29 protein-coding genes are annotated in these 26,632 nt (G+C 37.8%); 10 read left to right on the top strand and 19 right to left on the bottom strand.

What is annotated here, in order from left to right; genetic code table 11:
- Window positions 1-180: 180 nt before the first annotated feature.
- Window positions 181-1,074 (top strand): CoB--CoM heterodisulfide reductase iron-sulfur subunit B family protein, encoded by an 894-nt coding sequence (locus AA637_RS06830; RefSeq protein ID WP_446684434.1) that lies wholly within the window; start codon window positions 181-183, stop codon window positions 1,072-1,074.
- Between the two features lie 150 nt (window positions 1,075-1,224).
- Here AA637_RS06830 and AA637_RS06835 read toward each other — a convergent pair whose 3' ends face one another.
- The 7 genes from AA637_RS06835 to AA637_RS06865 all read right to left on the bottom strand — a co-directional run bounded on the left by AA637_RS06835 (window position 1,225) and on the right by AA637_RS06865 (window position 7,115).
- Window positions 1,225-2,457 carry an MFS transporter gene (locus tag AA637_RS06835; RefSeq protein WP_446684435.1) on the bottom strand — a complete coding sequence of 411 codons (1,233 nt, stop codon included), beginning with the start codon at window positions 2,455-2,457 and terminating at the stop codon, window positions 1,225-1,227.
- A gap of 103 nt (window positions 2,458-2,560) precedes the next feature.
- Window positions 2,561-4,369 (bottom strand): translation elongation factor 4, encoded by a 1,809-nt coding sequence (gene lepA / locus AA637_RS06840; RefSeq protein WP_069790726.1) that lies wholly within the window; start codon window positions 4,367-4,369, stop codon window positions 2,561-2,563.
- A 130-nt stretch (window positions 4,370-4,499) separates the two neighbouring features.
- The gene (locus tag AA637_RS06845; protein ID WP_446684436.1) at window positions 4,500-5,126 is read right to left on the bottom strand and encodes a competence protein CoiA family protein; all 627 of its coding nucleotides are present in this window, start codon (window positions 5,124-5,126) and stop codon (window positions 4,500-4,502) included.
- Between the two features lie 113 nt (window positions 5,127-5,239).
- A complete protein-coding gene (locus tag AA637_RS06850; protein WP_446684437.1) occupies window positions 5,240-5,566 on the bottom strand; it encodes a nucleotidyltransferase family protein in 327 nt (108 codons plus the stop codon).
- 33 nt (window positions 5,567-5,599) lie between these two features.
- Window positions 5,600-5,989: a RidA family protein gene (locus tag AA637_RS06855; RefSeq protein WP_446684438.1), complete on the bottom strand. Its 390-nt coding sequence runs from the start codon at window positions 5,987-5,989 to the stop codon at window positions 5,600-5,602.
- A gap of 183 nt (window positions 5,990-6,172) precedes the next feature.
- Window positions 6,173-6,418 (bottom strand): photosystem I iron-sulfur center protein PsaC, encoded by a 246-nt coding sequence (gene psaC, locus AA637_RS06860; protein WP_012307203.1) that lies wholly within the window; start codon window positions 6,416-6,418, stop codon window positions 6,173-6,175.
- A gap of 142 nt (window positions 6,419-6,560) precedes the next feature.
- Window positions 6,561-7,115, bottom strand: coding sequence for a DUF721 domain-containing protein (locus tag AA637_RS06865; protein WP_446684439.1), 555 nt, complete (start codon window positions 7,113-7,115; stop codon window positions 6,561-6,563).
- Window positions 7,116-7,121: 6 nt separating this feature from the next.
- Here AA637_RS06865 and AA637_RS06870 point away from each other — a divergent pair, with 6 nt between their 5' ends.
- The 3 genes from AA637_RS06870 to AA637_RS06880 are packed head-to-tail and all read left to right on the top strand — an operon-like array spanning window position 7,122 to window position 8,713.
- Window positions 7,122-8,036 (top strand): hypothetical protein, encoded by a 915-nt coding sequence (locus tag AA637_RS06870; protein WP_446684440.1) that lies wholly within the window; start codon window positions 7,122-7,124, stop codon window positions 8,034-8,036.
- A 28-nt stretch (window positions 8,037-8,064) separates the two neighbouring features.
- Window positions 8,065-8,295: a hypothetical protein gene (locus tag AA637_RS06875; protein WP_069790731.1), complete on the top strand. Its 231-nt coding sequence runs from the start codon at window positions 8,065-8,067 to the stop codon at window positions 8,293-8,295.
- Entirely contained in the window at window positions 8,288-8,713 is a 426-nt protein-coding gene (locus tag AA637_RS06880; RefSeq protein WP_069790732.1) for a putative toxin-antitoxin system toxin component, PIN family, read from the top strand. Before AA637_RS06875 ends, AA637_RS06880 begins: the two co-directional genes overlap by 8 nt.
- Before the next feature lie 68 nt (window positions 8,714-8,781).
- Here the strand turns inward: AA637_RS06880 and AA637_RS06885 are convergent, their stop codons facing one another.
- The 5 genes from AA637_RS06885 to AA637_RS06905 form a co-directional block, all read right to left on the bottom strand.
- Complete coding sequence (locus AA637_RS06885; RefSeq protein ID WP_446684441.1) at window positions 8,782-10,071, bottom strand: ArnT family glycosyltransferase; 1,290 nt, start codon at window positions 10,069-10,071, stop codon at window positions 8,782-8,784.
- Window positions 10,072-10,386: 315 nt separating this feature from the next.
- Window positions 10,387-12,135 carry an arginine--tRNA ligase gene (gene argS / locus AA637_RS06890; RefSeq protein ID WP_446684442.1) on the bottom strand — a complete coding sequence of 583 codons (1,749 nt, stop codon included), beginning with the start codon at window positions 12,133-12,135 and terminating at the stop codon, window positions 10,387-10,389.
- Window positions 12,136-12,259: 124 nt separating this feature from the next.
- A complete protein-coding gene (locus AA637_RS06895; protein ID WP_242411941.1) occupies window positions 12,260-12,448 on the bottom strand; it encodes a hypothetical protein in 189 nt (62 codons plus the stop codon).
- A 404-nt stretch (window positions 12,449-12,852) separates the two neighbouring features.
- Window positions 12,853-13,209: a dihydroneopterin aldolase gene (gene folB / locus AA637_RS06900; RefSeq protein ID WP_069790736.1), complete on the bottom strand. Its 357-nt coding sequence runs from the start codon at window positions 13,207-13,209 to the stop codon at window positions 12,853-12,855.
- A gap of 107 nt (window positions 13,210-13,316) precedes the next feature.
- Window positions 13,317-13,604, bottom strand: coding sequence for a YggT family protein (locus tag AA637_RS06905; RefSeq protein WP_069790737.1), 288 nt, complete (start codon window positions 13,602-13,604; stop codon window positions 13,317-13,319).
- Window positions 13,605-13,698: 94 nt separating this feature from the next.
- Between AA637_RS06905 and psbX the strand changes: the two genes are divergently transcribed.
- The 3 genes from psbX to AA637_RS06920 all read left to right on the top strand — a co-directional run bounded on the left by psbX (window position 13,699) and on the right by AA637_RS06920 (window position 15,604).
- Entirely contained in the window at window positions 13,699-13,815 is a 117-nt protein-coding gene (psbX, locus tag AA637_RS06910; protein WP_069790738.1) for a photosystem II reaction center X protein, read from the top strand.
- 386 nt (window positions 13,816-14,201) lie between these two features.
- Complete coding sequence (locus AA637_RS06915; protein ID WP_446684443.1) at window positions 14,202-15,050, top strand: Ycf66 family protein; 849 nt, start codon at window positions 14,202-14,204, stop codon at window positions 15,048-15,050.
- A 14-nt stretch (window positions 15,051-15,064) separates the two neighbouring features.
- Entirely contained in the window at window positions 15,065-15,604 is a 540-nt protein-coding gene (locus tag AA637_RS06920; protein WP_446684444.1) for a TolB family protein, read from the top strand.
- A gap of 190 nt (window positions 15,605-15,794) precedes the next feature.
- Here AA637_RS06920 and psbA read toward each other — a convergent pair whose 3' ends face one another.
- Complete coding sequence (gene psbA / locus AA637_RS06925) at window positions 15,795-16,862, bottom strand: photosystem II q(b) protein (protein ID WP_446684445.1); 1,068 nt, start codon at window positions 16,860-16,862, stop codon at window positions 15,795-15,797.
- A 272-nt stretch (window positions 16,863-17,134) separates the two neighbouring features.
- On the opposite strand from psbA, the gene serA reads away from it, so the two are divergent.
- On the top strand, window positions 17,135-18,715 hold the full coding sequence (gene serA, locus AA637_RS06930) for a phosphoglycerate dehydrogenase (protein ID WP_446684446.1): 1,581 nt from the start codon (window positions 17,135-17,137) through the stop codon (window positions 18,713-18,715).
- A gap of 110 nt (window positions 18,716-18,825) precedes the next feature.
- Window positions 18,826-19,701, top strand: a complete 876-nt coding sequence (prmA, locus tag AA637_RS06935) for a 50S ribosomal protein L11 methyltransferase (RefSeq protein ID WP_446684447.1) — start codon at window positions 18,826-18,828, stop codon at window positions 19,699-19,701.
- Between the two features lie 104 nt (window positions 19,702-19,805).
- On the opposite strand, the gene sfsA is transcribed toward prmA, so the two are convergent.
- Entirely contained in the window at window positions 19,806-20,537 is a 732-nt protein-coding gene (sfsA, locus tag AA637_RS06940; RefSeq protein WP_446684448.1) for a DNA/RNA nuclease SfsA, read from the bottom strand.
- A gap of 367 nt (window positions 20,538-20,904) precedes the next feature.
- Here sfsA and AA637_RS06945 point away from each other — a divergent pair, with 367 nt between their 5' ends.
- Window positions 20,905-21,858, top strand: a complete 954-nt coding sequence (locus tag AA637_RS06945; protein WP_446684449.1) for a glycosyltransferase — start codon at window positions 20,905-20,907, stop codon at window positions 21,856-21,858.
- Window positions 21,859-22,002: 144 nt separating this feature from the next.
- Here the strand turns inward: AA637_RS06945 and AA637_RS06950 are convergent, their stop codons facing one another.
- The 5 genes from AA637_RS06950 to AA637_RS06970 all read right to left on the bottom strand — a co-directional run bounded on the left by AA637_RS06950 (window position 22,003) and on the right by AA637_RS06970 (window position 26,623).
- On the bottom strand, window positions 22,003-22,497 hold the full coding sequence (locus AA637_RS06950) for an anti-sigma factor family protein (RefSeq protein WP_446684450.1): 495 nt from the start codon (window positions 22,495-22,497) through the stop codon (window positions 22,003-22,005).
- Between the two features lie 39 nt (window positions 22,498-22,536).
- On the bottom strand, window positions 22,537-23,202 hold the full coding sequence (locus AA637_RS06955) for a sigma-70 family RNA polymerase sigma factor (RefSeq protein ID WP_446684451.1): 666 nt from the start codon (window positions 23,200-23,202) through the stop codon (window positions 22,537-22,539).
- A gap of 184 nt (window positions 23,203-23,386) precedes the next feature.
- Window positions 23,387-24,838 carry a signal recognition particle protein gene (ffh, locus tag AA637_RS06960; RefSeq protein WP_446684452.1) on the bottom strand — a complete coding sequence of 484 codons (1,452 nt, stop codon included), beginning with the start codon at window positions 24,836-24,838 and terminating at the stop codon, window positions 23,387-23,389.
- Window positions 24,839-25,002: 164 nt separating this feature from the next.
- Window positions 25,003-25,854: a ferritin-like domain-containing protein gene (locus AA637_RS06965; RefSeq protein ID WP_446684453.1), complete on the bottom strand. Its 852-nt coding sequence runs from the start codon at window positions 25,852-25,854 to the stop codon at window positions 25,003-25,005.
- A gap of 166 nt (window positions 25,855-26,020) precedes the next feature.
- Window positions 26,021-26,623: a pseudouridine synthase gene (locus tag AA637_RS06970; RefSeq protein WP_446684454.1), complete on the bottom strand. Its 603-nt coding sequence runs from the start codon at window positions 26,621-26,623 to the stop codon at window positions 26,021-26,023.
- Between the last annotated feature and the right edge of the window lie 9 nt (window positions 26,624-26,632).

Below are 26,632 nucleotides of genomic sequence, written 5' to 3' on the forward strand. Positions count from 1 at the left end.
TGGATAATAATTTCAATTTGTAGTTAATTAGTTTTGATTAGTAACAATGGGCTTAAGCCCATTGCCCAAAATTTGAAACCGTTGCTCAAAATTAAGAAATATTGCGAGGGGAGTTTAATAACCTAAAAGAAGAGGTGATAATGAAACAGAGAACAATTCACCATTATCATATTTGCCATCATGCTTCGCTATGCTTATTTTCCAGGTTGTGTTGCCCAAGGGGCTTGTCGAGAATTAGACACCTCCACCAAAGCTATCAGTGAGGCTTTAGGAATAGAATTAATAGAATTAAAAAAGGCTTCTTGTTGTGGCTCTGGTACTTTTAAGGAAGACTCTCAACTATTAGAAGATTCCGTTAATGCCCGTAATATTGCCCTAGCAGAATCTCTTAATTTATCCATGCTTACTCACTGTAGCACCTGTCAGGGCGTAATCGGTCATGTGGACGAAAGGTTAAAGGATGCTAAGGAAAATAACTCCGCTTATTTTGAGGAAGTAAATGGCTTTTTGGCAAAGGAAAATTGTTCACCCTATCAAGGTACAACGGAAGTAAAACATATTCTTTGGGCTTTGATTAGTGATTATGGTTTAGAGGCTTTACAGGAAAAAGTTACTAAATCTTTAAAGGGTTTAAAGTGCGCTGCTTTTTATGGTTGTTATCTGTTGAGGGTACAAAAAAATCTCCCTTTTGATAATCCTTTTAATCCTCAATCTATGGAGAATGTTTTTAGTGCTTTGGGTGCTACTCCTGTTTATTATGATGGTAGGATAAAATGCTGTGGTTGGCCCCTTTCTAGTTATGCCACGGAAAAATCTTTTAAGATGGCAGGAAATAACCTACTCGATGCCATGGATAAGGGCGCTGATTGCATTGTTACTCCTTGCCCCCTGTGCCATCTCAATTTGGACTCTCGACAGCCTGAGGTTGCCAAAGTTCTAGGACAAAAGTTAAATATTCCTGTCTTACATTTACCTCAGTTAATTGGTTTAGCTTTGGGTATTCCTCCTAAAAAATTAGGGCTAAATAATCACGTTGTTTCTACTAAAAAAGTATTAGAAATTATTAATAATTAAATTACAGTTTCCATTGGGGAATTGCTTAATTATGGTATGAAATATTGTTTACGATAAATATCCGATATTATTATTAACATTGTCCATTCTCTATTTCCCATCTAAACTAAAAATCATATCTAAATTCAGCAATGCCAAAAAGTATTTTATTTAGAAATAAGGCTGTTTATTTTTCTGCATATTATATTGTAAAAACAGAAGTATCATAATACCAATAAAAACACTTGCTGAAGAAAATAACCAAAAATTGTGGGCATAATTTTCTCCTTTATCTAAGACAAAACCCCCTAGAGGTGGCCCGATTAAGTTGCCAATTGCCCAACATTGAGAATTAATAGCAAAATAAATTCCTCGTAATGAGGGGGGGGCTAATTTGACTATAAATCCAGATGCAGGGGGGTTATAGGTGGCAAGGGCGATCGCACTCACCAATACTGCTAAAATAGCGGTTAAAAAGGCATACTGTGTCAAGTTTCCAGCCAACCAGATTAGAATAAAACCTACAGCCCAAAAAAGAAAAGATAAAATTAACCCCTGAATGTGGGTAAGACGGTTAAGAATTTTGACAATAGGTAATTGAAACAACGCCGCAAAAGCGATATGAAGACTAAATAAACCACTGATACGAGTAATGGAAAAATGATCAGGGTTAACCGCAAAATTGGTTAAATAAAGGGGTAAAGTTGATTGCAACTGCATGATGTAGGTAGTAAATATAACATTTACCACACAAAAAATCCAAAGATTGTAATCCTTTAAAGTTTTTCTCCATCCCTGCCAAAAAGATTGGGCTATTCTTTCTTTTTCCCCTGATTCTTTTATAGCCCAAAAAATAACTCCATAAAACACCACAAAAGAAATACCATCAATGATAAATAACAGTCGATAACTACCCGTTAAGGCAATTAAAGCCCCCCCAATAGCTACCCCAAAACCTAAACCCACACTATCTCCTAAGCGATTGAGAGCAAAAGCAAAATTTCTTTGGTCTGAAGTCGTCAAATCCGCTATCATGGCTTCAGCAGGAGGCCAATAAAAACCAATACCCAAGCCCATTAACAAATTACCAATTAACAAGGACGGATAGTCAGAAGTAGAAGCCAGAAAAACATCAGCAAAAGCAGAGATGAAAGCTGATAGTAATAGGGTTTTTTTCCTTCCCCAAGTGGGGGAGTCACTCCAACTCCCCCCCAAAAAACGTCCTATAATCCCTGATACGGAAGCACTACCCAGGGCAACACCCACTGATGTAGGAGAAAATCCCAATTGATTAACAAAGAAAAGGGGAGCATAAAAAAGAGTAAAACCTGTGCCAAATTGTAATAACGTCCTACCCCCTGCGAGTATCCATACTTGTCTGTCTAGGGGAGTTTTATTTGTCATTAGAATTTTTGAAAATATTGTGTGCGGAGGTTTTGTCCGTATTATAGGACACTCCGCTATCTTTGATTCCCAATTGCTAACTAAATCACTTTTTCATCAAACCCTAATTGGTAATTTTCAAAACAGCCATAAAAGCCTCTTGAGGTACATCTACTGTACCAAGAGATTTCATGCGCTTCTTACCTTTTGCTTGTTTTTGGAGGAGTTTTTTCTTACGACTAATATCACCGCCATAACACTTGGCTAAAACGTCTTTTCTAAGGGCTGGAATATGTTCACTAGCAATAACTTTTGCACCGATCGCCGCTTGAATAGGCACTTTAAATTGATGACGAGGAATCAATTCTTTTAGTTTTTCTGTCAAAGCTCGTCCAACCTGATAGGCTTTATCTCTATGGACAATCATGGCTAAAGCATCTACTGGCTCTTTATTTACCATAATATCTAAGCGAATTAAGTTATTTTCTCGATAACCAATTAACTGATATTCCATACTAGCGTAACCACGAGAGCGGGATTTTAGTTGGTCAAAAAAGTCCGTTACCACTTCAGCGAGGGGTAATTCATAAATTAAATTAGTACGGTTGAGGGTAAAGTATTTCATATCGATGAATACTCCCCTTCGGGTTTGACACAAGTCCATCAAAGTACCCACGTAGGTTTCAGGAGTAATCATTTCAATTTTGATGTAGGGTTCTTCTATTTTTTGCCTTTTTTGAGGATCTGGCAATAAACTAGGATTATCAACCTTGATTATTTCCCCGTCGTTAGTGGTAACACGATAAATTACCGAAGGGGCTGTGGTAATTAAGTCTAAATTATATTCCCTTTCTAATCTTTCTTGGACGATTTCCATGTGTAGTAGTCCGAGGAAACCGCAACGGAAACCAAACCCCATGGCACTAGAGGTTTCAGGCTCATAGGAAAGGGAAGCATCATTCAATTTTAGTTTTTCGAGGGCATCTTTGAGATCAGAATATTGATCCGCATCGATGGGGAAAAGCCCACAGAAGACCATGGGTTTGGCTTCGGTGTAGCCCGGTAATGGCTCTTTGGCGGGGTTGTTGACGAGGGTGATGGTATCCCCTACCCTTGCATCTTCTACGGCTTTGATGGAGGCGGCAAGATAGCCCACTTCCCCTGCATGGAGTTCATCCACGGGAATTTGGTTGGGAGATAAAATACCAATGTCATCTAAATCATACTGCTTTCCTGATGCCATTAATAAGATGCGATCGTTCTTTTTGAGAGAGCCATCGGTGACACGGAAATACACGATTACCCCCCGATAAGGGTCATAATAACTATCAAAAATTAACGCTCGAAAAGGCTTATGTACGGTGTCAGCTGGAGGGGGAACACGATCAATAATAGCCTGTAAAATGTCATTAACACCAATGCCATTCTTTGCGGAAGCATGAATAATATTGGTACAGTCTAAACCGACAACTTCTTCTATCTCTTCAATGACTCGCTCAGGCTCTGCTCCTGGCAAATCAATTTTATTTAATACTGGAATAATCTCTAAATTATTCTCTAGGGCTAAATATACGTTGGCGAGGGTTTGAGCCTCTACCCCTTGGGAAGCATCCACCACCAACAAAGCCCCTTCACAGGCCGCTAGTGAGCGAGAAACTTCGTAGGAAAAGTCCACATGCCCAGGAGTATCAATTAAGTTTAAAACATATTCTTCGCCGTCCTTGCCTTTGTAGTTCATACGGGCGGCTTGGAGTTTGATGGTAATGCCTCTTTCCCTTTCTAAATCCATGTTATCGAGAAATTGCTCTTTCATCTCCCGATCTCCTACCGTGTCGGTAGTTTGTAACATGCGGTCTGCCAATGTTGATTTACCATGGTCAATATGGGCAATGATGGAAAAGTTGCGCAGTCGTTTTACGGGAGCATCTGTCATAGCTATTATTTCTTTCGATGTTTGTTTTAGAAGGTTTTGGTTTTAGTATTTCTTTCGTTTATTTTAATATTATTTTGCTCAGACTGGTTGAGGAATTAAGAATTAGGCTCAAAACTAATGTATTTGACATTCAATCATTAAGCTCATAGTTGCCAAAACTATGTTTACGAACATCTATATCACTATTAATACCATTTATCGTTGTTAGATGATTTAAGGTTTCTTTTCTATAATCTAGGCAAATATAGTCAATGACTTCCAAAACGACTATTTTGACAAAAGAAAAATCCCTGTTATATTCTTCAAAATTATCATCTTGATAGCTTTTAACTCTTTTGAAGACACTCTGTTTATCTATTCTTATTAGCTCAATAGTATTTTGTACGAGATTATCAAAAATTTCTTGATCCTCTGAAGTTAACAAAAAAACTACATCTAAACATTCTGGAAAACTATTTTCAATAATTTCTAATAAATATTGATTGAATAAATCTCTTCTTTGCTTTTTACCTTCATAATTTAATAATTTCCAAGAATCAACTGATTGTGCTGACAATCTAAATGGACAGTTTATATTATTATTAATAACTTTAAAATGAGCGAAATGAGGCTCTTTTTTTATTCCTTTTTTGAAAAAAACTTCTTCACCACAACTTACACATCTTAAACCCAAATTTCTATAAGACGAATAATTTAATTGTGGGTCACTTGCTTCGATGATTTGACCACCAAGATATATTGATTTTGCATATAACATTGTTTAAGTTACTCAAACACAAACCATAAGTAATAGATTAATTATAGCTTTAAGTATTCAGGCAACATCATATGATATTGAAGACATATAAAAAATAAATTTAATATCTATTATCATTTTTTGCTAACATATTGCACCAGTGCCAAATCCAAAACTTCTTGGCGAAAATATTTACTCAAGTCTTCAGAAGTTAATAAGTCCACTTGACGCTTGAGTATTGACGATAATTCTAGTTCCATTTTGGTAAGGGAAATTAAACCAGGAATGTGTTCTGGATTAAATTCTACTAATACATCTATATCACTATCTTTATTAAAATCTGCCCTGAGTATTGAGCCAAATAAAGAGAGTTTTTGGATATGATGTTTTTTGCAAAAGGTATCGATCACACTTTGGGAGATAATTTGATTAATTCGGTTTTTAAGAGTATCAGTGTTCATCGTAGAATCAATGATTATTTACTATTAATTCTATTATCCCCTAACGGCTATACATTCAATTTCCACTAAAACATCTTTAGGAAGACGGGCAACTTCGACACAGGCACGGGCGGGGGGATTTTCGGGGAAATATTGAGCATAAATTTCGTTCATGGGAACAAAATTATTTAAGTCACTGAGGAAAACACTGGTTTTAACTACGGCGGAAAAGTCAACCCCTGCTTCTTTTAAAATGGCTGCTAAATTTGCCATTACCTGTGTGGTTTGGGCTTGTATATCTCCGTCTCCTACCATTTCACCTTGGGCATTGAGGGGAATTTGCCCGGCGACAAAGATTAATTCTCCTGTAACTGCGATCGCCTGATTATAGGGGCCCACTGGTGCAGGGGCTTTATCAGTATAAATAACTTTTTTGCTGGTCATGGTATGAAAATAAATATGATCAAAGTTAATGATACCAGCTTTTGAAGAGTTATCAGCCAGTCATCTGCTTAAACAATTTAACAAAAACAAGACGAAATGAAACTTCAGCTATTTTGGGGCGGGGTTGGATAACCTAACACTTTTACCACTAACCCCAGAGAATAAAATAATATTATATTATTATTAGTACGCTAAACCCATACTACGGGTAGTTTCAGCACCTAAGTAAACACGGATGCTAAGAAAGTCCGTAGGACAAGCGGTTTCACAACGTTTGCAACCAACACAATCCTCGGTGCGAGGAGAGGATGCAATTTGTCCTGCTTTACAACCATCCCAAGGTACCATTTCTAGTACATCGAGGGGACAAGCACGAACACATTGAGTACAGCCAATACAGGTATCGTAAATTTTTACACTATGAGACATAAAAAAAGATGCTCCTTACCGAGTTTTGTTTTTTATTAATGATTTCTCAATTTCAGCTTTACTTTATCGCAGTATAGGCTCTAGGCTACCTTTTCTGATATATAACTTTAAACTCTGTAACAATTTTTATTTTTTCTTTTCATTATTCTCCATTCAGGCTACTATGATCTTTGGCGAAGCACACACCACAAACTCCCCATCTATCTAACTCGCCTGAGGGTGTTGGGCTATGGCAACGGGGACAGGGGGGAATGAGGTACGATCTCACCTTAATCTTATTTAACCACTGTTGTAGGGCCTCTTGGGGGGTGATGGGAGAAGATTCTACGGCGGTGGGGGTATCAATGCCCAAAATGGTGGGATTAACTAAGTTTGTTTCTTCTTCGGGTTCAACTAAACTTTTTTGATACCATTTAGCGGTAGTAAACCGTATATCCTTCACAGATTCATTTAAACGACGGTTTATTTTCTTGAGTAAAGTATATCTTTGGAGGGATAAATTTTGAGCATAAGCACTACTAGAAGTTGATACCCATAAAATATCATCCTTAAGGGCGATCGGTTTAGTATGTTGTGCTACCCTATGATTAACCACAGTAAACCAACACTTTACCAATAGCTGGTATCTTCTTTGGGTTTCCCACTGAGGTTGAGCTAAAATGGCATCTAATAACTTATCAATTGATTCAAAAGTCATGAGTTTATGAGTGAGAAAGAAACATCCATACATCCCCTTGTTCAACTTACCTTAAAAAACATCGATTTCGATCTAAGTTTTGAACTTCAGCAATTTGAAGAATCCCAAAAACAGCCAGTGGAATCTTTGGCGGTAATGGAATCATCCCCCATACCTCGTGACTTACCAAAACAACCCATCGATTATCACTTTGTTTCTCCTCCCCCATCCCCAGAAGATGATGATGATAATATTCCCGTTGCCTCCCGTATCATTACCGATAAATATAGTCTCAAGGAAATTCTTTTTACCCCTTGGGCAATGTTTGGCTTAATTATTTTCATCGCCACCAACGCTCTAATTTTCATCACTTGGGATTTAAATTCTTCTCAAAGACAACTAGCAGAAAATAATAATTCTGTGGCACAGGAGTTAGAAAATAATGAGACTATCGAAGAAAGTTTATCGGCAAATAACGGTGAAGAAATATCACCTCCTGCCACACCAGAGGAAGAAATTAGTTTTGAATTACCCTCCCCCCCTAACTTACCTTCTCCTCTACCCACAGATAACGGGGAAAATGTAGAGAATAGTCAGGGTGATAATAGTAATCTTTATCCTGATTTAAAAACCGCCCTCCTCAGTGAAGCGGTGATGTATTTAGCCCAAACAGATAGTCAAAATCTGCCGACAGTTAACCCAGGGCAAGGTAATGTGGATAGTAGCGCTAATTCTCCTCAATATCATCTGATTACTGATTATAAAAGTGCCGAACATTTTGCTAAAGTGCGGGAAATGATTCCTAGTGCTGTGGTAACAAATATCAATCAGGAGATAAAAATTCAGTTAGGAGTTTTTAGTGATAACACAGAGGCACAGCAACAGGCACAAAGGTTGCAACAAAATCAGCAGTTGCCTGTAAGTGTTATTGCTACTAGATAATTGAGAATAAATAAAGGAAATATTAACTATGCAGATTAGTGAAAAAATTACAATTCAAGTTACTCCCCAAATAGCAAAAGCCTATCAGTCAGCCACCGAAAAAGAAAAGCAGCATTTAAGTGCAATCGCTTCTCTATTTTTTGATGAAGATGTAAAAGAGGACATTGACTTTTTTGGTAAGATAATGGATGAAATTAGTGATAGGGCTATTTCTCGGGGCTTAACTCCTGAAATTTTGGCAGAGATTCTTAATGACTAACCTACCGAAATATGTATTGGATACAAACGTTATAGTCAGTGCCTTATTGTTTAAAAACAGTCCGCCACGTCAACTATTAGACAGAGTAAGAAAATCAGGAATAATTTTAATGTCTGAAGAGATTTGGGCGGAAGTGGAAGAGGTTTTAAATAGACCAAAATTTAAGAAATATATTACTTCAGGTGAAAAAAAGTTATTTTTAATTGAATTATTTAATATTGTTGACTTTATCAAAGTTACTGAAAAAATTACAGCGTGTAGAGATGCCAAGGATAACAAGTTTTTGGAATTAGCAGTCAGTGGTTTAGCTACTGCAATTATTAGTGGGGATAATGACTTGCTCATATTACATCCCTTTCAAGGTATTTCTATTCTTAGTGTAAAAACATTTTTGGAATCAAACTATTTGACTGAATAGTTAATGTCAATAAAGAATATTTTTCTTTTCTACTTTGTCTTAAAATACTTGAACAATTCAAAAATAAATTAGTGAAGGTTAAATAATAAGATTAAACTAATATATTTACCCCAAAAAAGAATAAATATAAAGTATTCGTTTTGTTTATTAATAAGTATAAATGCTGTAAAAAAACAAATAAAATAAGAAGTTAAAATAGAAAATAAAGAGCTATGCCAATGGTTAAATTGGAGAAGATAAAATATGGCAATACCTAAAGTAATAAAGCTCAAGATACAAAAGAAATAACCCCAAGATTTGGGGTAGGGTATCCATGGAGGTTGTCTGACAATTTCCCCCAATACATAGCCAGATACGATCGCCATGGGAATGTATAATGAAACTAGACTAATATAATTGTGAGATGGATTTAAAAATAAAGTTATAACAAGGGATAAAAAAAACCAAATTAAGCATAATTTTCCCCAACTATAGTTTTTATTTTTGAGAGCAGAAATAAAACCGAAACAACCAATTACAATCCAAGAAGAAAATTTACTCAATACATTAACAATCGAATATTGAGAGTAATATAATGTGTCCAACGTTGGTAACTCCATGTCAATTAACGGGTAATTATCTTCCCTAGTGTGTAGATATTCCCCCCCATACCACAACATCGCTGGTATGATGCCCAACATTATTCCCAACCAAAAATAACTAGAGTTTAATAAACGTGGAGTATCCCACCATAAAAAAATAAGTGCGATCGCACCTAACAATATCGCAATATCCCACCCCAAAGCAAGAGAAATTAAAGAAAGACTAATGCCCACCCCCAAAGCCCATCGTAAATCCCGACGAGAGATGAGAATAGATAGAAAGAAAAAAATCTCACAACATAACCTTACCCCATCAAACATCGCCAAACGACCATAGAAAATGACAGGAGTAGTGGTAAGATAAACCAAAGCCGCAAACAGAGCATAGAAGCGGATAGGAAACAACTCCCTACCCAAACAATAAAGCAGAGGCACAGATAACGCCGTTAAAGTCGCCCCCACAATACGAGTAGCAAATTCATTAAAACCCCACACATCATAAGCAACCGCCGTCAAAATGTGCATTAAAGGAGGTTTTGTACCATAAAAACTCTCTGTATAATGGGGAAATAACCAATTTAAATTATTAGAAAAAGACTGATAAATTTCCGTTGTTATCTCTGCAAAAAAATATTCTCTGCCATCATAAAAGGGTAAATTACCAAGGTTAACGGTACATAAAAAAAAAGCTCCTAAAAATAAAAAAGAAATTATCACTAACTCTTGTTTATAGTAAATAGAGCCGAACTTATAGCGAAATATTCCGCCTAAAAACATCGAAAAATATAATTATAATTACTATTAATAAAATTACAGAAGAATTAAAAACAAGTTCTTTGTCTTTAACAAAATATTCTTAATACTCTCTAGCCTAACACAATTTCAAATATTATTTCATTTCAACATTTATACATCAATCAATAAAACAGGGGGTTTAACCCCCTTGTCTCTAAATTTTTAATGGTTATTCTGCTACTAATTAATTATAAATTATTACTAAAAATTTACAAAAAAACAAAAATATTAGTTATAGCAAAATAACCTTAAATTATTCATTATCACTTCTCAATTATTGATTATCAATTATTAAATCTACATTCTTTCTAATACAGAAATTCCTAACAAAGATAAACCTAATTTAATTACCTTAGCAGTCAAATCAGCCAAAATTAAACGAGATAACTTAATATCATCCTCAGCTTGTAAAATAGGACATTGGTCATAAAATTGATTAAACTTTTGACTCAATTCAAACAAATACAAACAAAGTCGATTCGGCAATAAATCTCGCTCAACTTCCTTAATAATAAAATCTAACTGTAAAAGATGTTTTGCTAAAACTAACTCACTCTCTTCTTTAATAATCAAAGATTGATTAATTTCCAGATTTTCTAAATCAATATTACCTTTACGACTAATTCCCTGTACTCTCACATAAGCATACAAAAGATAAGGAGCAGTATTACCCTGTAAAGCCAACATTTTATCAAAGCTAAATTTGTAATCAGTGGTGCGATTTTGACTTAAATCAGCATATTTTACAGCACTCAAACCCACTACTTTACTAACATGATTAATAAAGGTTTCATCCTCATTTCTTTTCTCACTTTCAAGGCGACTTTCTAAGTCTTTTTTAGCTCGATTAATGGCTTCATCTAACAAATCTTTTAAGCGGATAGTTTCTCCAGATCTAGTCTTGATTTTTTTACCATCTTCTGCTAAAACTAACCCAAAAGGAACATGGATTAATTCTACATTTTCGGGGATGAAATTAGCTTTTTGGGCTACTTGGAAAACTTGAGTAAAATGGTTACTTTGTCCCGCATCGGTAACATAAACAATTTTAGTGGCTTTATCTTCTTCGATGCGGTATTTTAGACACGCTAAATCAGTGGTTGCATAGTTGTAACCCCCATCAGATTTCTGTACAATTAGGGGTAAAGGATCACCTTGTTTATTAACAAAGTTATCAAGGAAAACACACTTAGCCCCTTGATCTTCTACTAATAAATTTTCTTCTTCTAAAGCATTAATAACTGCGGGTAAAAAGGGATTATAAAAAGATTCTCCTCTTTCAGTTAATTCTATGTCTAAAAGATTATAAATAACTTCAAATTCTTTTCTTGATTGTTCACACAAAAGTTGCCATGCTTTAATGCTTTCAGGATCTTTACTTTGTAATTTTACTACTTCTTGACGGGCTTCTTCTTTAAATTCAGAATCTTGGTCAAATTTTAATTTTGCCTGTTTATATAAAGTGACTAAATCACCAATGGCAACGGCATTGGCGGTGGTTAATACTTCGGGTTTTTCTTGGCGTAAAAAAGCAATTAACATCCCAAATTGGGTACCCCAATCCCCCACATGGTTTAGTCTTAGGACATCATGCCCTCTAAATTCTAAAATTCGGGCAATGCTATCACCGATAATGGTTGAGCGTAAATGCCCTACGTGCATTTCTTTGGCGATGTTGGGGCTAGAAAAGTCGATGATGGTTTTTCCTTGAGAGTCAATTTTTGTTACCCCTAAACGCTCATCCTGATAGGCTGAGGTGATTTGTTGGGCGATATATTCGGGTTTGATGGTAATGTTGATAAATCCTGGCCCTGCAATTTGCAAAGGTTGACAAAATTCTTCTAAGTTTATATTATCAACTATACGCTGGGCGATCGCCCTTGGATTATCTTTCAACTCTTTGGCAAGGGGAAGAGCCACATTACATTGATAATCCCCAAATCGAGGATTAGTAGCAGGTACCACCAAAGGCTCCATAAGGGTAACATCATCCCCAAAAGTTTGTTTAAGAGTAGTGGCAAAAATTTGTCTAAGGTTATCAATCATCGGAAATAAAAATAATTTATATTGGAGCAGATTCAATGGCTAGTGCATTGTTAATTGTTAATTGTTAATGGTCGATGGTCAATTGTCAATTCTCAACCTAGCCCCAAAATAAAAGCCATAAAATTTAGTTTCCAGCCCTAAACTCGTCGTGGCCAGAAGGATTACGGGTTTGGGTAATAAACTCTTTACTTAGACAGGCTTCCAAAAACTTGATTTTGTAAAGATACCAAAAACGACTGGGTTTCCATACCGACTGTTGTACATCACGACAAAACAAGGGTTGATTAAGATATTGCCACAAAGCAACGCTCATATTTTTAAAACGGTACACCATATAAACCTCCGTTAGACAACAGTTAGGGAAATATTTACACAAGACCAAAATAACTAATTAACTTTTGACGGCAGATAATTAAACATTACTTTCACCCCATGGGTTACTCTTAATTCAACCGTTACCCTCAATATTTATCGTACTCAAAATATTTTGTCTGGTTACGATTGTCTTCAAAAAAATTAACTAATTATCCATAGTCAAAAAAATAGCCTTCTAGCTTACTTATTAATTTGACCCAATTTTCTTGACTTTCGTTCATTTAGAAAATAAGAGCAAAATCAAGCCAGAGGATGTAAGAAAGAGCTAGAGGGCGATCGAGCCTAAATATGACCTATAAAAATTGTAGTAATAGTTGACAAATAGGTTAATTTTTGCAAACACTATTGACTTCTAGTAATGTCTATAGTAATGCTGCCACTAAAATCGGGAATAGGGGGCGCTGGTTTTCGTAATCTTACTCTAACTTTGGTCACTAAATCGATTTTTAAAACATCTTCGGCAATTACATCCGCTAATTTTTCTACCAAGGCAAATTTAGCAGTTTTAATAATATGTTTAACCATGGTAATAGCCTGACGATAATCAACGGTTTTTTCGATGTCATCACTTTTTGCTGATGGCTCTAAATCTAACCACATAGTTAAATCTACCTCAAACCATTGTCCTAAAGTTCTTTCCTCTTGGAATAAGCCCGTATAACCATAGGCACAAATGCCATTTACTTCGATGGAGTCCATTATTTTTTTATCTTACTCAATTCAATTTTCTGTTATCCATGATACAAGTTAAATAATTCAGAGTGAGCAACGCCAGTTAAAAATAGGTTTCATTCTCAATTCTTAAACTACCTCATGGCCATGGTGATAATGCCCTGTTGCCCTAATAAAACTTCCCGCAGAAGGGTGATAATACCTAACCAAACAATGGGGGTAATATCAATACCACCGAGGGGAGGAATAACCTTACGGGTGGGGACTAAAAAAGGCTCCGTGGGTATATAGGCGATTTTGTAGGGAAATTTACTAACATCGATGTTGGGATACCATGTCATGACGATGCGAAATATAAACAAAAGGGTCATGACCAATAATAATATACCTAAAACAATTGTACTAATTATTGCTAAATTCATGAGTTAAGATACTTTATGTTTGCTTAAATTCATATCTATTGTAAGGTAAAATGGATAAGACCATATTTTAGAAAATACACAGTATAAAAAGTTTATGACTCCTTCTTTATCTAATTTTCTCTGGAGCTTGTTATGGGGTGGTGCAATTGTTGTAATCCCTGCAACTGTTGGTTTAATCCTCGTGAGCCAAGCTGACAAAATTCGCCGTTAACTAAGGCTATGGGGGGTTGAGCTTCAACCCCTCTTTTAGTAAAGAGTTAGTTTTTTATGGCAGGTTAAAAAATATTTTGGGCGGTTTATTTTTTAACTGATGTTACGCAAAAATATAATTAGTTTGAGATGATCAAAACGTTGGATGTTCATATTGTGTTTGTACACGTGCTGGGTAGGGCGCTAGGAGTTGGGCAAGGGGCTTAAGCCCCTTGTTAAAACTTACAGATAAAACTTAACTTATAAATGAGTGCGTAACGTCAGTTTTTAATATAAATTGGAAGTTATTTAATCTGATGGGTGAATCTGGTTAAGATAGGAAAAAGATAGCAAAGCAATTTTTTAGTGATGGTTAATTTTATTTTTACATCCCCGAATATTTTGGGAATGGTCAATTTTGGTCTTAATTCTGCCAGTATTTTGGGTATATTTTTGGCAGTAGCAGGGGGTGGCTTGTATTTGATGCGATCGCTCCGTCCCGAAATTTCGAGGGATCATGATATTTTTTTCGCCGCTGTGGGCTTATTGTGTGGCGGTATTTTGTTGTGGCATGGATGGCGTTTAGATCCTATTCTTCAGTTTAGCCAATTATTGTTGGCGGGTTCGGCGGTATTTTTTGCCATCGAGACAATTCGCCTTCGGGGGGCTACCAATGACCAAGCCAAGCGCACTGGTTCCTATGTAGAGGAAGATCGCCCCGTGAGCCGAGTATATCGGGCTGAGTTGGATCAGTATGATTCCTATGAAGAAGAAGAGCCTGAGAGGGAAGTTATTCCCCGTCGTCGCCTTGAAGGTAGCCCCGATAGAACTCCTAGTCGTCGCAGTAGTTATGTAGAAGAGCCTCCTCGCGCTCGTAAACCCCGTCGTAGTAGTCTTGATGGGGAAAATATGCCCCGCTCCCGTCGTCCTTCTGCTCCCCCTAGTAGAGGTTATGAGGCGGATTGGGATGAAGCACCAGATCATTGGGATGATAACCCGCCCCGTCGCAGTACAAGGGGTTCTAGGGGCGATCGCCCTGCCCCCCCCACTCGTACAGAATCCAGTGGTCGTCCCACCAGGAGACCTCCTTCCCGTCGCCCTCGCTCTCCCGAGGACATGGTGGCATCCATGGGTAGTGAATATGTAGATTATCAACCCATTGATGATGACAATAATGGCTATGGCAATGAGCCAGACAACCAACCTCGTCCCCCTGTCAACAATCGCCCTTCTGGTTCCCCTGATTTTGACTACTAATTAATAATTGTGTTTTGATTAGTCCTTTGAAACTAATTCCTATCTCTCTATTGCTAGGCTCTGCTTTACTTTTGGGCGGTTGTGGTAGCAATAATATCTCCATTACCCCCAATTCCCTCAACAGTCGCTATAACGATGAACAACCTGCCATTAGTGGGGATGGGCGTTGGTTGGCCATGGTATCCAACCGTTATGGTCGTAGGGAAATCCTTTTGTTTGATTTACAACAGCGTTCTTTGGTTGATTTACCCGGATTAAATAAGGATGGTGCGATCGCCGATAGCCCTAGTATTAGTCGCACAGGTCGTTATTTAGTGTATCTTTCCAGCATTCAAGGACGACCAGACATTTTTTTATATGACCGTGCCACCCGTCAAAATCAGCTAATTACCCAGGGTTATCGTAGTTGGCTAAGAAACCCCCGCATCAGTCCTGACGGTCGTTACATCATCTTTGAAACCGCTAGACGAGGACAATGGGATATAGAGGTTATTGATTTAGGACCCAATATCGAATTAGATCAACCCGATGGGTTAATTCGTCCCCCTGATTAGGCTCATTTTTACTTTTATAGTTACTCTAAATGAAGATGAAACACTACCAGATTATAAAAGATTTATAGAATAGGGATTTTAGCTGGTGAAACTGTCTCAAAACTCACTTAAATAACTATACCACCCAATAAAATACCCTCCCAAAAAATGGAAGGGTGATAGTGTTTTAGTTCGTTTGATAACGAGTAAATTAACCGTTAATAATAGGTGCAGATACAGGCTCAGCACTAGCTAAATCTAAGGGGAAGTTATGAACATTGCGTTCGTGCATTACTTCAATACCAATGTTGGCACGGTTAATCACATCAGCCCAAGTGTTGATGGCTTCTCCCTCACTGTTAAGGATAGAGTGGTTAAAATTAAAACCATTGAGGTTGAAGGCAAAACAGGATACGGCGAGGGCGGCGAACCAAATGCCCACCACAGGCCAAGCACCCAAGAGAAAATGTAAAGCACGACTGTTATTGAAAGAAGCATATTGGAATATTAGGCGACCAAAATAACCATGGGCAGCTACGATATTATAGGTTTCTTCTTCTTGTCCGAATTTATAACCTAAACTTTGAGATTCGATTTCGGTGGTTTCCCGAATTAAAGAAGATGTAACCAAAGAACCGTGCATGGCGGAGAATAAAGCCCCTCCAAATACCCCAGCCACACCTATCATATGGAAAGGGTGCATTAGTACATTATGTTCGGCTTGAAGAACAAACATAAAGTTAAAAGTACCGCTAATACCGAGGGGTAAACCATCGGAAAAGGAACCCTGTCCAATGGAGTAAATTAATAGAACGGCGGTAGCGGCGGACACAGGAGCACTGTAGGCAACGCAAATCCAAGGACGCATACCAAGGCGGTAAGATAATTCCCACTGTCTGCCCATATAGCAAAAGATACCTATGAGGAAATGGAAAATGATTAATTGGTAAGGGCCTCCGTTATATAACCATTCATCGAGGGTGGCTGCTTCCCAAATGGGATAGAAGTGTAGTCCGATGGCATTGGAACTGGGTACAACGGCGGCAGTAATTATATTATTACCATAAAGTAATGCACCTGATACAGGCTCTCGAATTCCATCAATATCCACGGGAGGAGCGGCGATGAAGGCAATGATAAAACAGATGGTTGCTGTTAATAATGTGGGGATCATCAATACTCCAAACCAGCCTATGTATAAGCGGTTGTTGGTAGAGGTGATCCACTGACAAAACTGTTCCCAGCTTGAAACTTTCTCTTGCTGTAGTATTGTTGTCATGGTTTTTATAATTTCATTCTTTGTGGACTTCATAGCTTTTTTATTGCTATATTTTTATATTACTTTATAGTGATATAGCTGTCAAGCATAATAGCGATAATTTTTTCTTATGAAAAATTAATGATGTGAAAGCCAAAATACAGATAAGAACAAAGAATGATGATAATATGACAGAGGCGATCAGTTCATGATCTATTAGGTAAGGAGTTTGGGTGATACCGAACCCTAGAGAGATCGCCCTTAGTACAATTAAGATTATTTATATATTTAGTATGGCAAAAGTTCTAGTATCAGATTCTGTCGATGAGGCAGGTATTAAAATTCTCACTCAAGTAGCCCAAGTTGACATCAAAACAGGATTATCCGAAGACGAATTAACCGCCATCATTCCCCAATATGATGCTTTGATGATTCGCTCAGGTACGAAGGTGACAGAAAAAGTAATTCAAGCAGCCGATAACCTCAAAATTATTGGTAGAGCAGGGGTAGGGGTTGATAACGTCCATGTGCCATCCGCTACCCGTAAAGGCATTGTGGTGGTAAACTCCCCCGAAGGAAATACCATCGCAGCCGCTGAACACGCCTTAGCGATGATGTTGTCTCTTTCCCGTCACATTCCCGATGCCAATCAGTCAGTAAAAGAAGGAAAATGGGATCGTAAAAGCTATATCGGTTCTGAAGTTTACAAAAAAACCCTTGGGGTAGTAGGTTTAGGGAAAATTGGCTCCCACGTGGCGAAAGTGGGTAAAGCCATGGGTATGAAAATTTTAGCCTATGACCCTTTCATTTCCCAAGAAAGAGCTAATCAATTGGGTTGTACCCTAGTAGATTTAGACATCCTTTTCAGCGAATCCGATTATATTACCCTCCACATTCCCAAAACTAAAGAAACAGCTAATCTCATCAACGCTGAATCCCTTTCCAAAATGAAGCCCCATGCCAGAATTATCAACTGTGCTAGGGGTGGTATCATCGATGAAGATGCCCTCTATGAAACCCTCAAAGAAGGTAAAATTGGCGGTGCAGCCCTTGATGTGTTTGCCTCTGAGCCTTTAGGGGAATCTAAACTCAGGGAATTGGGTAACAATATTATTTTAACCCCCCACTTAGGTGCATCCACCGCTGAAGCTCAAGTAAACGTTGCCATTGACGTAGCCGAACAAATTAGAGATGTATTACTCGGACTTCCTGCCCGTAGTGCGGTCAATATCCCCGGATTAAGCCCCGATGTCATGGAAAAATTACGTCCTTATATGCGTTTAGCGGAAACCCTCGGTAATTTGGTAGGACAGTTAGCGGGCGATCGTGTGGAGAGCTTAAATGTTAAACTACAAGGAGACTTAGCTGATAATAGCAGTCAACCTTTAGTAACAGCATCTCTCAAAGGTTTGTTATCCAAAGCCCTCCGAGAAAGAGTTAACTACGTTAACGCCGCCATCGAAGCCAAAGAAAGAGGCATCCACCTCATCGAAACCAGAGACGCAACCATTAAGGATTACAGTAACTCTATTTACCTCGAAGCCGTTGGCACCAAAGGCACCCATGCGGTTACAGGCGCATTATTAAACGATGGAGAAATTCGCATCACCAGCATTAATGGTTTTCCTGTGAATGTTCCCCCTAATAGCTATATGCTTTTTACCCTCCACCGTGATGTACCCGGTATTATTGGTAAAATTGGCTCTTTGTTGGGTAACTTCAACGTTAACATTGCCAGTATGCAAGTAGGGCGCAAAATCGTCCGTGGGGACGCTGTGATGGTACTTAGTATTGATGATCCTTTACCTGAAGGTGTTTTACCTGAAATCCTCAAGGTAGGCGGTGTTACCGATGCTTATACCGTAAGTTTATAGATCATTGTCATCATTCAACGCAAGGGGTTTAAACCCCTTGTTAAAAAATATGGTTTTTATTTGATCACTTTCAAATATGTGGAAAACTGTTTAACACTAATAACTAATATATGAATTCTTCTTGGTGGGAAATTAAAATAAAAAATGTGCCTGATTTAGAGGATACTATTTTCTGGCATCTACAGGAGTTTGGCTGTAAGGGTTCGGCTCTAATTCAAGATGATGGTATCTGGTATGTAAAAGGATATGTACCCACAGTAGATATTACTGAGCCACAGTTACAGCAGTTGGCTTCTGAAGTTCAAGAAGATTTTGATGGGCGAGAATTTGATTTTTCCTATGAATCCATGGATGATCAAGATTGGAGTAGTAGTTGGAAAGACCATTGGCAACCCATGGAAATCGGCCAGAAAATGGTTGTCTATCCCGCTTGGATTAATGTGCCTCCTGAGTGCGATCGCCACGTAATCCGCTTAGATCCAGGTTCCGCCTTTGGTACAGGGGTTCATCCCACTACACAACTATGTATGGAAGCTTTAGAAAGACAATTAGAGCATAAAAATCAACCTCTTACCATTGCCGATATTGGTTGCGGTACAGGAATTTTATCCCTAACTGCTCGTTTACTGGGTGTAGAAAAAATAATCGCCACGGATATTGATCCCCTTGCAGTGAGAGCGACTCACGAAAATATGGAGTTCAATAATATTGATAATATTGAAGTTTTTCAAGGTAGTATTGATAAAGTCAAAGAAGTAAGTCAAGAAAAACTTGACGGTATTGTTTGTAATATTCTTGCCGAAATTATTAAAACTATGATTCCTTATATGGGAACTATTATTAAACCTCAAGGATGGGTAATTTTGAGTGGTATTTTAGTTACCCAATCTGAGGATATAAAACAAATTTTGAAGGATAATAATTGGAATATTACAGCCTATCATTCCAAAGAAAATTGGTGTTCCATTGAAGCAGAAAAATGTTAAAAGGATCAATCATTAAAGTCCCCCAAAATTGGCAGGAATGATTCAAAGTAGGAATCAAAAGTGATTTCCCCTCTCTCAAAAGGCGAGGGCAGAATTATCTAATCTTAATCTATAATCTTTGCCAAACCTAAATATTTAACCCCTTCTGGGGATACATCGAAACGACAAGGTAAAATTTTCACTCCTTTCTCCCTCGCCTCGTCAAATAAGGCCCCGTATTTAGGATCAAATTCTCTGCCGGGGGCAAACAAATCACAATCACTGCGATTGATAAAATAAAGCATCACAGGGATAGCTTCATCACAAAGAGCGATTAATTCTCTCAGGTGTTTTTGCCCTCTGGTAGTTTCTGTGTCGGGAAATAGGGCGAGATTATTATGGGTGAGAGTAGTATTTTTTACTTCCAGATAAATAGGTTTTTGGTTGTTTTCCCCTTTCAAAACAAAATCAATACGACTTTTGTTATCCTGCCCAAATTTAACCTCGCTTTTTACGGTGTCATATTGCCCTGCTAATTCGGGAATTAGGTTATTTTCAAGGGCAATTTTAATAATTTTGTTGGGCAACCCTGTATTGATACCTACCCAAACTTTTTGCTTTTCTCCTAACTCAATCATTTCCCAACTATAAGCCAATTTCCTTTTAGGATTGTTGCTATGGGATAGCTGTACCCTTTTTCCTACCTCACACACCCCAATCATAGGTCCTGTGTTGGCACAATGGGCGGTGATAACTTCCCCTGAGTCTAGTTGAATATCAGCTAAAAATCTTTTGTATCGCTTCAGGAGTATTCCTGATGTTAGGGGAGGATATTGATATAAGTAGGAGTTATTCACAGAAATTTTTGTTTAATGAGTAAGGAAACATTAATGGTGCTACTGACTGAATAAGAATACAGTTAGTTTGGCTCTTGATTTGGTCAGAAAATACAGTCTTGTATCAGCACTTGGTCTTAATAGTATATTTAACATTTTTTTCACAATTATTGACTCCTGAAAAGTCACTATTACATAAAAGTTTATAGCAGAATTAACAATCGAGAATGTAAAATTCTTCATCAAGTAAATAAATAAAAAGAGACTATTCTGATCTACTCATCTATGATGGAATAATTTAAATTAACAAATAGATGATATTCATGTACTTAATCTGAGCAAACATCTAATCTTGAACACAAATCTTTGCAATAAGTCACTATTTTATATGGATAATATTATTTTTCAAAAACCTGATTTAACTATTGTAACTCCCACTAGGGAGGGTTTTTCTGCTCATTGGCTAGAGAATATATCGAAAGTGAAGGGTAATGTAGAGTTTATTTTGGTTCATCCTCCCGAAATGGAAAAAGTTCAAGTGGATGATTATCGTATCCAACAGATAAATGCACCTTTTCGGGGAGAGATTATACAAAGGATGACTGGACTATTAAATGCAAGGGCAGAATATACTTTGACTATTAATTGTGATGAATATTTAATTCCTGAGATTGCTGAAATTGTGAAAATTTATTTTCAACGTTTCCCTAATAGTTGGATACTTCGATTGGCTAGAAAATCTTATGTTTATGGTGAAAAAGATAAGTTGTCAATGCCATGGAGTTTTGTTCCATCTTCTGTGGATAGTTTACCCATTTGGGATGGTAGGAAGGAAAGTAAAGAGCCATCTTGGGAGGAGAACTATTTACAGGAAATGCCGATCGCACCTTTACAAAATTCTTTTGATATTAATATTTTGTGGCGTGATAGAAAAGATTATCATGGCAGACATACAGAAAATTTTGACAAAAAAGTGTGGAAAACAAAATTGGTTAAAGATGCCCTAATCAAGTTAAGTCAAAATATGACTATTTTTTCTGTGTTTAAATATATTCCTTTTTGGTGTTTGGATCGTTTATTAGGTCTAGCTATTCAAGCTAATTGTTTTACTCAAAATGGAGATATTATCGGTCATATATTACCTTTATCTGAACAAATCAGAATAGAAGATAACCCCCCTGAATATCGAGGTAAACCCAGATATTATGTTTTATCTGAGTTGATTTTGTTAAAGAGTTTTCCTCAATATCCCTATATTTGGAATTTAGTCATTTCTAATACGATAAGATATGGGTTTTTATTTATTAAAGAAAGTATTAAAGGTTTTTCTCTACTAGGTTAAAATTTCACTTACTAAGGTTAAATTTAAAGACAATCAATCAACTATTTTGTTTGATGCGGACTAATTATTATGGAAGATTCTGATTTGACCCAAAGGATTATGGTCATATGATGTACTTCTTCTATATTGCCCATTGTCAATGGTTTAAGGTTCGTTAATCATATCCAATAAAGATTGACCCAGAGTAATATCGAGGGCTTCTTCATCCACATTAACGGGTAAATCAATCAAAGGCTCGTTGAGGGCAATCATTAAACTTTCATTTTCCCCTGTTGGTTGTTGTGCCATTTGCCAAATGGGGTTACGATTTCCTGTAAATAATCCACCAATGGTGGCTAGAAGGGTAACAGCGATCGCACTTCCCCCAATTACTAAACGTTTTTTATATTTTTCTTCTTTATCTAATTGGGCAAATACGCCATTACATACTTGGCTAGGAGTATATTGAGGCTGAGGGATGGGTAAACTATTAATTTCTTGTCTGAGGGCGAGTAAACGACGATAAAGCCCTTGAGCTTCGGGATCTTGGGCTAATAATTCTTGGACTTCTTTTCTTTGTGTAGGAGTCACCTCCCCATCTAAATAAGCGCTGAGGAGTTCAAAAGTACATTTATCGATAGGGTAAGAGTGATTAGACATAATATTTACAGTGTATAAGTTTGAGGAGTTCGAATAAAATTAATTTTGATTCTCTAAATATGGTTTTAACAAAAGTTGTAATCTATTTCTAGCCCTTGCTATTCTTGATTTTACCGTTCCTAAAGAAACTTTGGTAATATCGGAGATTTCTTCATAGCTTAGACCTTGAATTTCTCTAAGAATGATGGTTACTCGGAATGTTTCGGGTAAATCGGCGATCGCACTATTCAACAAATCATAAAATTCAACGGTACTTAAATTATCTTCAGGTAGAGGAACATCAGAAGGAATCTCCCACTTTAAATCATCATCATCCCCACGAGTAATAGAAGCATCCAAAGACAATGGGGGAGCATGGCGTTTTCTTTTACGTAACTGATCATAAAACAAATTAGTTGTAATTCTACTCAACCAGCCCTTAAACTTCTGGGGTTCATTTAACCGTTTAATATTTTTATAAACCCGAATCCACACCTCCTGAGCTAAATCCGCTCGGTCATGCCAATCAGGGGCTAAATTATAGAGGATTTTATCAACATAGGGTTGATAGCGGTTAAGGAGTTCTGAAAACGCTACCCGGTCAGGTTTATTGCCCTCTTGGCAACGCAATATTAGGTCTGTGTTTGAGAGTTGGTCGATTTTCACTCTTTGTTTTGATAAAGCAATTGATAAACTAGACCATGATAACGAAATAGAAGATACCATAACTTATTTTGTACCCATGTTAATGCTAAGTGCTTCTAAATAACAAGACTACACAATGGGTGTTTATGTTCCGAATAAACTAAGTGTTAGGTGGTAGGGATTAGAGGTTAGGTTTTGGAGAGATAAAAGTTTCATTATTAATTATCAATTACTCTCCTACTTCTTCATCAAACCCTATTTAGTTTTATAAATCGGCAAAACCACGTTTTTTCTTTTTCTTCTTGGGTTTACCGCCCCCTTTACCACGAGAGCCAGGCATGGGTGCATTTCCCCCCAAAAGTCCTCCCAAACCGCCCATCCCCGGCATTCCTCCCATACCGGGCATACTTGGCATTCCTCCCCCAGTGGTCATTTGTTGCATCATTGATCGCATCCTAGTAAAATCACTGATGAGACGGGAAACTTCTTTTTCCTGATGACCAGAGCCTTTAGCGATACGACGACGACGGTTAGGGGATTTTGCCAAAATTTCGGGGTTTTCCCTTTCGTCCTTGGTCATAGAATTAATGATAGACTCAGTGATTTTTAATTGGGCTTCCCCTTGCTCTATGGCTCCAGCACCAATTTTATTCATGCCTGGAATAAGTTTCATTACCCCCGCAAAAGAACCCATATTTTTGAGTAGACGCATTTGTTTGAGGAAGTCGTTAAAATCAAATTTCGCCTCCATCATTTTGCGTTGCATTTTTTCCACATCACCGATGTCTAGCTCCTCCTGGGCTTTTTCCACTAGACTGACAATGTCACCCATATTTAAAATACGGGATGCCATGCGATCGGGATAAAAAGGTTCTAGGGCTTCTACTTTTTCCCCAACCCCAATAAACTTAATAGGTTGCCCCGAAATCGTTCTCACAGAAAGAGCGGCACCCCCTCGGCTATCCCCATCCATTTTGGTAAGAATCGCCCCTGTAATGCCTATTTCTTCATGGAAAGTTCTAGTTAAATTAGCCGCCTCTTGCCCCGTCATGGCATCTACTACCAAGAGGGTTTCATGGGGATTAACGGTAGATTTGATTTGGGATAATTCCCCCATCATGTCTTTGTCAATCTGTAATCGCCCAGCGGTATCTATAATCACCGTATCGATGCCTTGTTCTTGGGCTTGGGCTACTCCCTGACGGGCAATTTCTATGGGGTTAGCATCGCTTCCAAGCTGGAATACGGGGATCTTTATCTGCTCCCCTAGGGTAATCAACTGATCGATCGCCGCGGGGCGATATACGTCCGTGGCTACCATCAAGCAGGAGCGTTTTTGTTTTTGTAAATAAAGGGCAAGTTTGGCGGTGGCAGTGGTTTTACCTGTACCCTGTAACCCCGCCATAAGAATAACTGTGGGGGCTTTGTCGGCTTTGGCAAGGGGAACATTACTTTCTCCCATCACCTTAACCAACTCATCGTAAACAATTTTGACGAACTGCTGTTGGGGGTTAACTCCTGAAATTACTTCGGCACCGAGGGCATTTTTTTCTACCTCTGCCACAAAACTTTTGACGACCTGAAAATTAACGTCTGCTTCTAGTAATGCTCTTCTAACTTCTTGTAGTGCGTCTTGGATATTTGACTGCGAGATTTTTCCTTGACCACGCAATTTTTTCCATGTATCTTCTAAACGCTCTGCTAGTGCATCAAACATAATTGAATTTATTAATAGTGATTAATATTTCGAGAGAAAGTTATGAGTTAACTATTATAACAATTTCGGTCTTAAGTTTCTGCGGAGTCCTTAGCTTTCATTGTTCAATCACTGAATTAGGGGCAAGGGGTTAAAACCCCTTGTTGAAATATATATCTCAAAACTTAATTCATGCCTTGGAGAAACATGGGGATAAATTTATCCATAAAGTCTTGGGGGCTTCTTTTCCATGCTCTTTGGGCTAAATCAATGCGGGTGAGTTGCAATTGAGGGTCAAATAATGTTTGGGGTAATTTTTCCATCAGATAGGTAGTTTGTTCCCAAACGGTCATGGTTTTAGTAATCTCAAGGAGGTTATTTAAACGGCGTAATTCTGCCCCTGCCAAGATGTCCATACCACACTCATAGGCAGCGTGTTCGATGGCGATATATTTACGTTTAGCCTGTTCTACTTTGGCTCTTTTTTCGGGGCTTTGGGCGGCAATTTTGGCTAACCAACGATTTCCCCATCTTACATGACCTGCTTCTTCGGGAAAAATCTTTTCTATGGTGGTTCTTATTTTGATGTTTTCCTCGGTTTGGGGAGCTTGTTTGAGGGCGTGGATATGGGCGGAGAAAAATTCACATCCTCTTTTTTCAGTAACATTGATAGCTGCGATCGCATCTATAACCGCATCTTCCATGTTATGAGGTTCATCAATTAACCGCTCAAATTCGTTGATGTAGGACATTCCTGGGGGAGTATCAATGTCAGCATCCAATTCTACTAATAAATCCGTTAACCAATAGGCGTGACGGGCTTCATCTGCCACATGGTGCGATAAATCCTGTACTAATTCTCTGGGTTTGCCATTGAGGGTTTCGATGAGGTTGGTTAAGTCTTTACAACTTCTCTGCTCGTTATAACGGTAACGATTGAGGGTAATAAGGTGAATTTGGCGATCGCCCACAACTCTTGTAAGAATGTCTCGGGCAGACATTTTATTGCGCAATTTACGAGGATAAGCTACGGTCATATTTTTTTATGATTTCAAATTGAAGTATATATCTTCATTGTATCTTTTTCATTGATTAAGGGTTGCTGAAAAAGTGGAGTTATGAAGGTGGGCAATGGGCAATAGGCAATGGGCAATAGGTAATAGGCAATGGTATTTTGATTACTAAGTTGTTTTGATAGTCTGGTTATATTGATTCTATGGCTTGTCTTTCTTGGGGGGTTAATTCTCTAATTTGTCCAACATCTAAGTTATCGATGGTAAGCTGAATTTGGGGAGTAAGGGCGATCGCCTTTCGTACTAATCTAAGAGTAGGATGGTTAATAGAAGCTGTCATTTTCCTTACTTGACGATTTCTGCCCTCGGTAAGGGTTAATTCTATCCAACTGGTGGGGATATTTTTTCGGTAACGAATGGGAGGATTTCTGGGGGGTAATTTTGGTTCATTTTCTAGTTTAAGGGCGATCGCTTTTTTTGTTTTTTTGCCTTTAATTGTTACCCCATTTTCTAGCTGTTTTAAAGAGTCTGAAGAAGGGATATTTTCCACCTGTACCCAATAAATTCGAGGATGGGCGAAGGAAGGATCACAAAGACGATGTTTTACCCTCGGATTATCAGTTAATAATAACAAACCTTCACTATCTAAATCGAGTCTTCCCACGGAATAAATATCGGGTATATCAATATACTTTTTTAGGGTTTCTCGCTCGGAAGCATGGGGGCTATCATCGGTAAATTGACAAAGAACGTTATAGGGTTTATAAAATAAAATATAGGTGTATTTTTTCATTTTTAATAA

Source organism: Cyanobacterium sp. HL-69 (genome assembly GCA_002813895.1).
In the GTDB taxonomy this organism is placed as follows: Bacteria; Cyanobacteriota; Cyanobacteriia; order Cyanobacteriales; family Cyanobacteriaceae; genus Cyanobacterium.

What these genes read in the sequence shown, in the direction of transcription:
- psaC (WP_012307203.1), bottom strand. Translation starts at nt 6,418, where the DNA reads ATGTCTCATAGTGTAAAAATTTACGATACCTGTATTGGCTGTACTCAA.
- serA (WP_446684446.1), top strand. Translation starts at nt 17,135, where the DNA reads ATGGCAAAAGTTCTAGTATCAGATTCTGTCGATGAGGCAGGTATTAAA.
- AA637_RS06905 (WP_069790737.1), bottom strand. Translation starts at nt 13,604, where the DNA reads ATGAATTTAGCAATAATTAGTACAATTGTTTTAGGTATATTATTATTG.
- AA637_RS06950 (WP_446684450.1), bottom strand. Translation starts at nt 22,497, where the DNA reads ATGTCTAATCACTCTTACCCTATCGATAAATGTACTTTTGAACTCCTC.
- ffh (WP_446684452.1), bottom strand. Translation starts at nt 24,838, where the DNA reads ATGTTTGATGCACTAGCAGAGCGTTTAGAAGATACATGGAAAAAATTG.
- AA637_RS06835 (WP_446684435.1), bottom strand. Translation starts at nt 2,457, where the DNA reads ATGACAAATAAAACTCCCCTAGACAGACAAGTATGGATACTCGCAGGG.
- lepA (WP_069790726.1), bottom strand. Translation starts at nt 4,369, where the DNA reads ATGACAGATGCTCCCGTAAAACGACTGCGCAACTTTTCCATCATTGCC.
- psbA (WP_446684445.1), bottom strand. Translation starts at nt 16,862, where the DNA reads ATGACAACAATACTACAGCAAGAGAAAGTTTCAAGCTGGGAACAGTTT.
- argS (WP_446684442.1), bottom strand. Translation starts at nt 12,135, where the DNA reads ATGATTGATAACCTTAGACAAATTTTTGCCACTACTCTTAAACAAACT.
- AA637_RS06880 (WP_069790732.1), top strand. Translation starts at nt 8,288, where the DNA reads ATGACTAACCTACCGAAATATGTATTGGATACAAACGTTATAGTCAGT.
- AA637_RS06850 (WP_446684437.1), bottom strand. Translation starts at nt 5,566, where the DNA reads ATGAACACTGATACTCTTAAAAACCGAATTAATCAAATTATCTCCCAA.
- AA637_RS06865 (WP_446684439.1), bottom strand. Translation starts at nt 7,115, where the DNA reads ATGACTTTTGAATCAATTGATAAGTTATTAGATGCCATTTTAGCTCAA.
- AA637_RS06965 (WP_446684453.1), bottom strand. Translation starts at nt 25,854, where the DNA reads ATGACCGTAGCTTATCCTCGTAAATTGCGCAATAAAATGTCTGCCCGA.
- AA637_RS06870 (WP_446684440.1), top strand. Translation starts at nt 7,122, where the DNA reads ATGAGTGAGAAAGAAACATCCATACATCCCCTTGTTCAACTTACCTTA.
- AA637_RS06915 (WP_446684443.1), top strand. Translation starts at nt 14,202, where the DNA reads ATGGTCAATTTTGGTCTTAATTCTGCCAGTATTTTGGGTATATTTTTG.
- AA637_RS06895 (WP_242411941.1), bottom strand. Translation starts at nt 12,448, where the DNA reads ATGAGCGTTGCTTTGTGGCAATATCTTAATCAACCCTTGTTTTGTCGT.
- AA637_RS06970 (WP_446684454.1), bottom strand. Translation starts at nt 26,623, where the DNA reads ATGAAAAAATACACCTATATTTTATTTTATAAACCCTATAACGTTCTT.
- AA637_RS06875 (WP_069790731.1), top strand. Translation starts at nt 8,065, where the DNA reads ATGCAGATTAGTGAAAAAATTACAATTCAAGTTACTCCCCAAATAGCA.
- AA637_RS06945 (WP_446684449.1), top strand. Translation starts at nt 20,905, where the DNA reads ATGGATAATATTATTTTTCAAAAACCTGATTTAACTATTGTAACTCCC.
- AA637_RS06855 (WP_446684438.1), bottom strand. Translation starts at nt 5,989, where the DNA reads ATGACCAGCAAAAAAGTTATTTATACTGATAAAGCCCCTGCACCAGTG.
- AA637_RS06885 (WP_446684441.1), bottom strand. Translation starts at nt 10,071, where the DNA reads ATGTTTTTAGGCGGAATATTTCGCTATAAGTTCGGCTCTATTTACTAT.
- prmA (WP_446684447.1), top strand. Translation starts at nt 18,826, where the DNA reads ATGAATTCTTCTTGGTGGGAAATTAAAATAAAAAATGTGCCTGATTTA.
- folB (WP_069790736.1), bottom strand. Translation starts at nt 13,209, where the DNA reads ATGGACTCCATCGAAGTAAATGGCATTTGTGCCTATGGTTATACGGGC.
- psbX (WP_069790738.1), top strand. Translation starts at nt 13,699, where the DNA reads ATGACTCCTTCTTTATCTAATTTTCTCTGGAGCTTGTTATGGGGTGGT.
- AA637_RS06955 (WP_446684451.1), bottom strand. Translation starts at nt 23,202, where the DNA reads ATGGTATCTTCTATTTCGTTATCATGGTCTAGTTTATCAATTGCTTTA.
- AA637_RS06845 (WP_446684436.1), bottom strand. Translation starts at nt 5,126, where the DNA reads ATGTTATATGCAAAATCAATATATCTTGGTGGTCAAATCATCGAAGCA.
- AA637_RS06830 (WP_446684434.1), top strand. Translation starts at nt 181, where the DNA reads ATGCTTCGCTATGCTTATTTTCCAGGTTGTGTTGCCCAAGGGGCTTGT.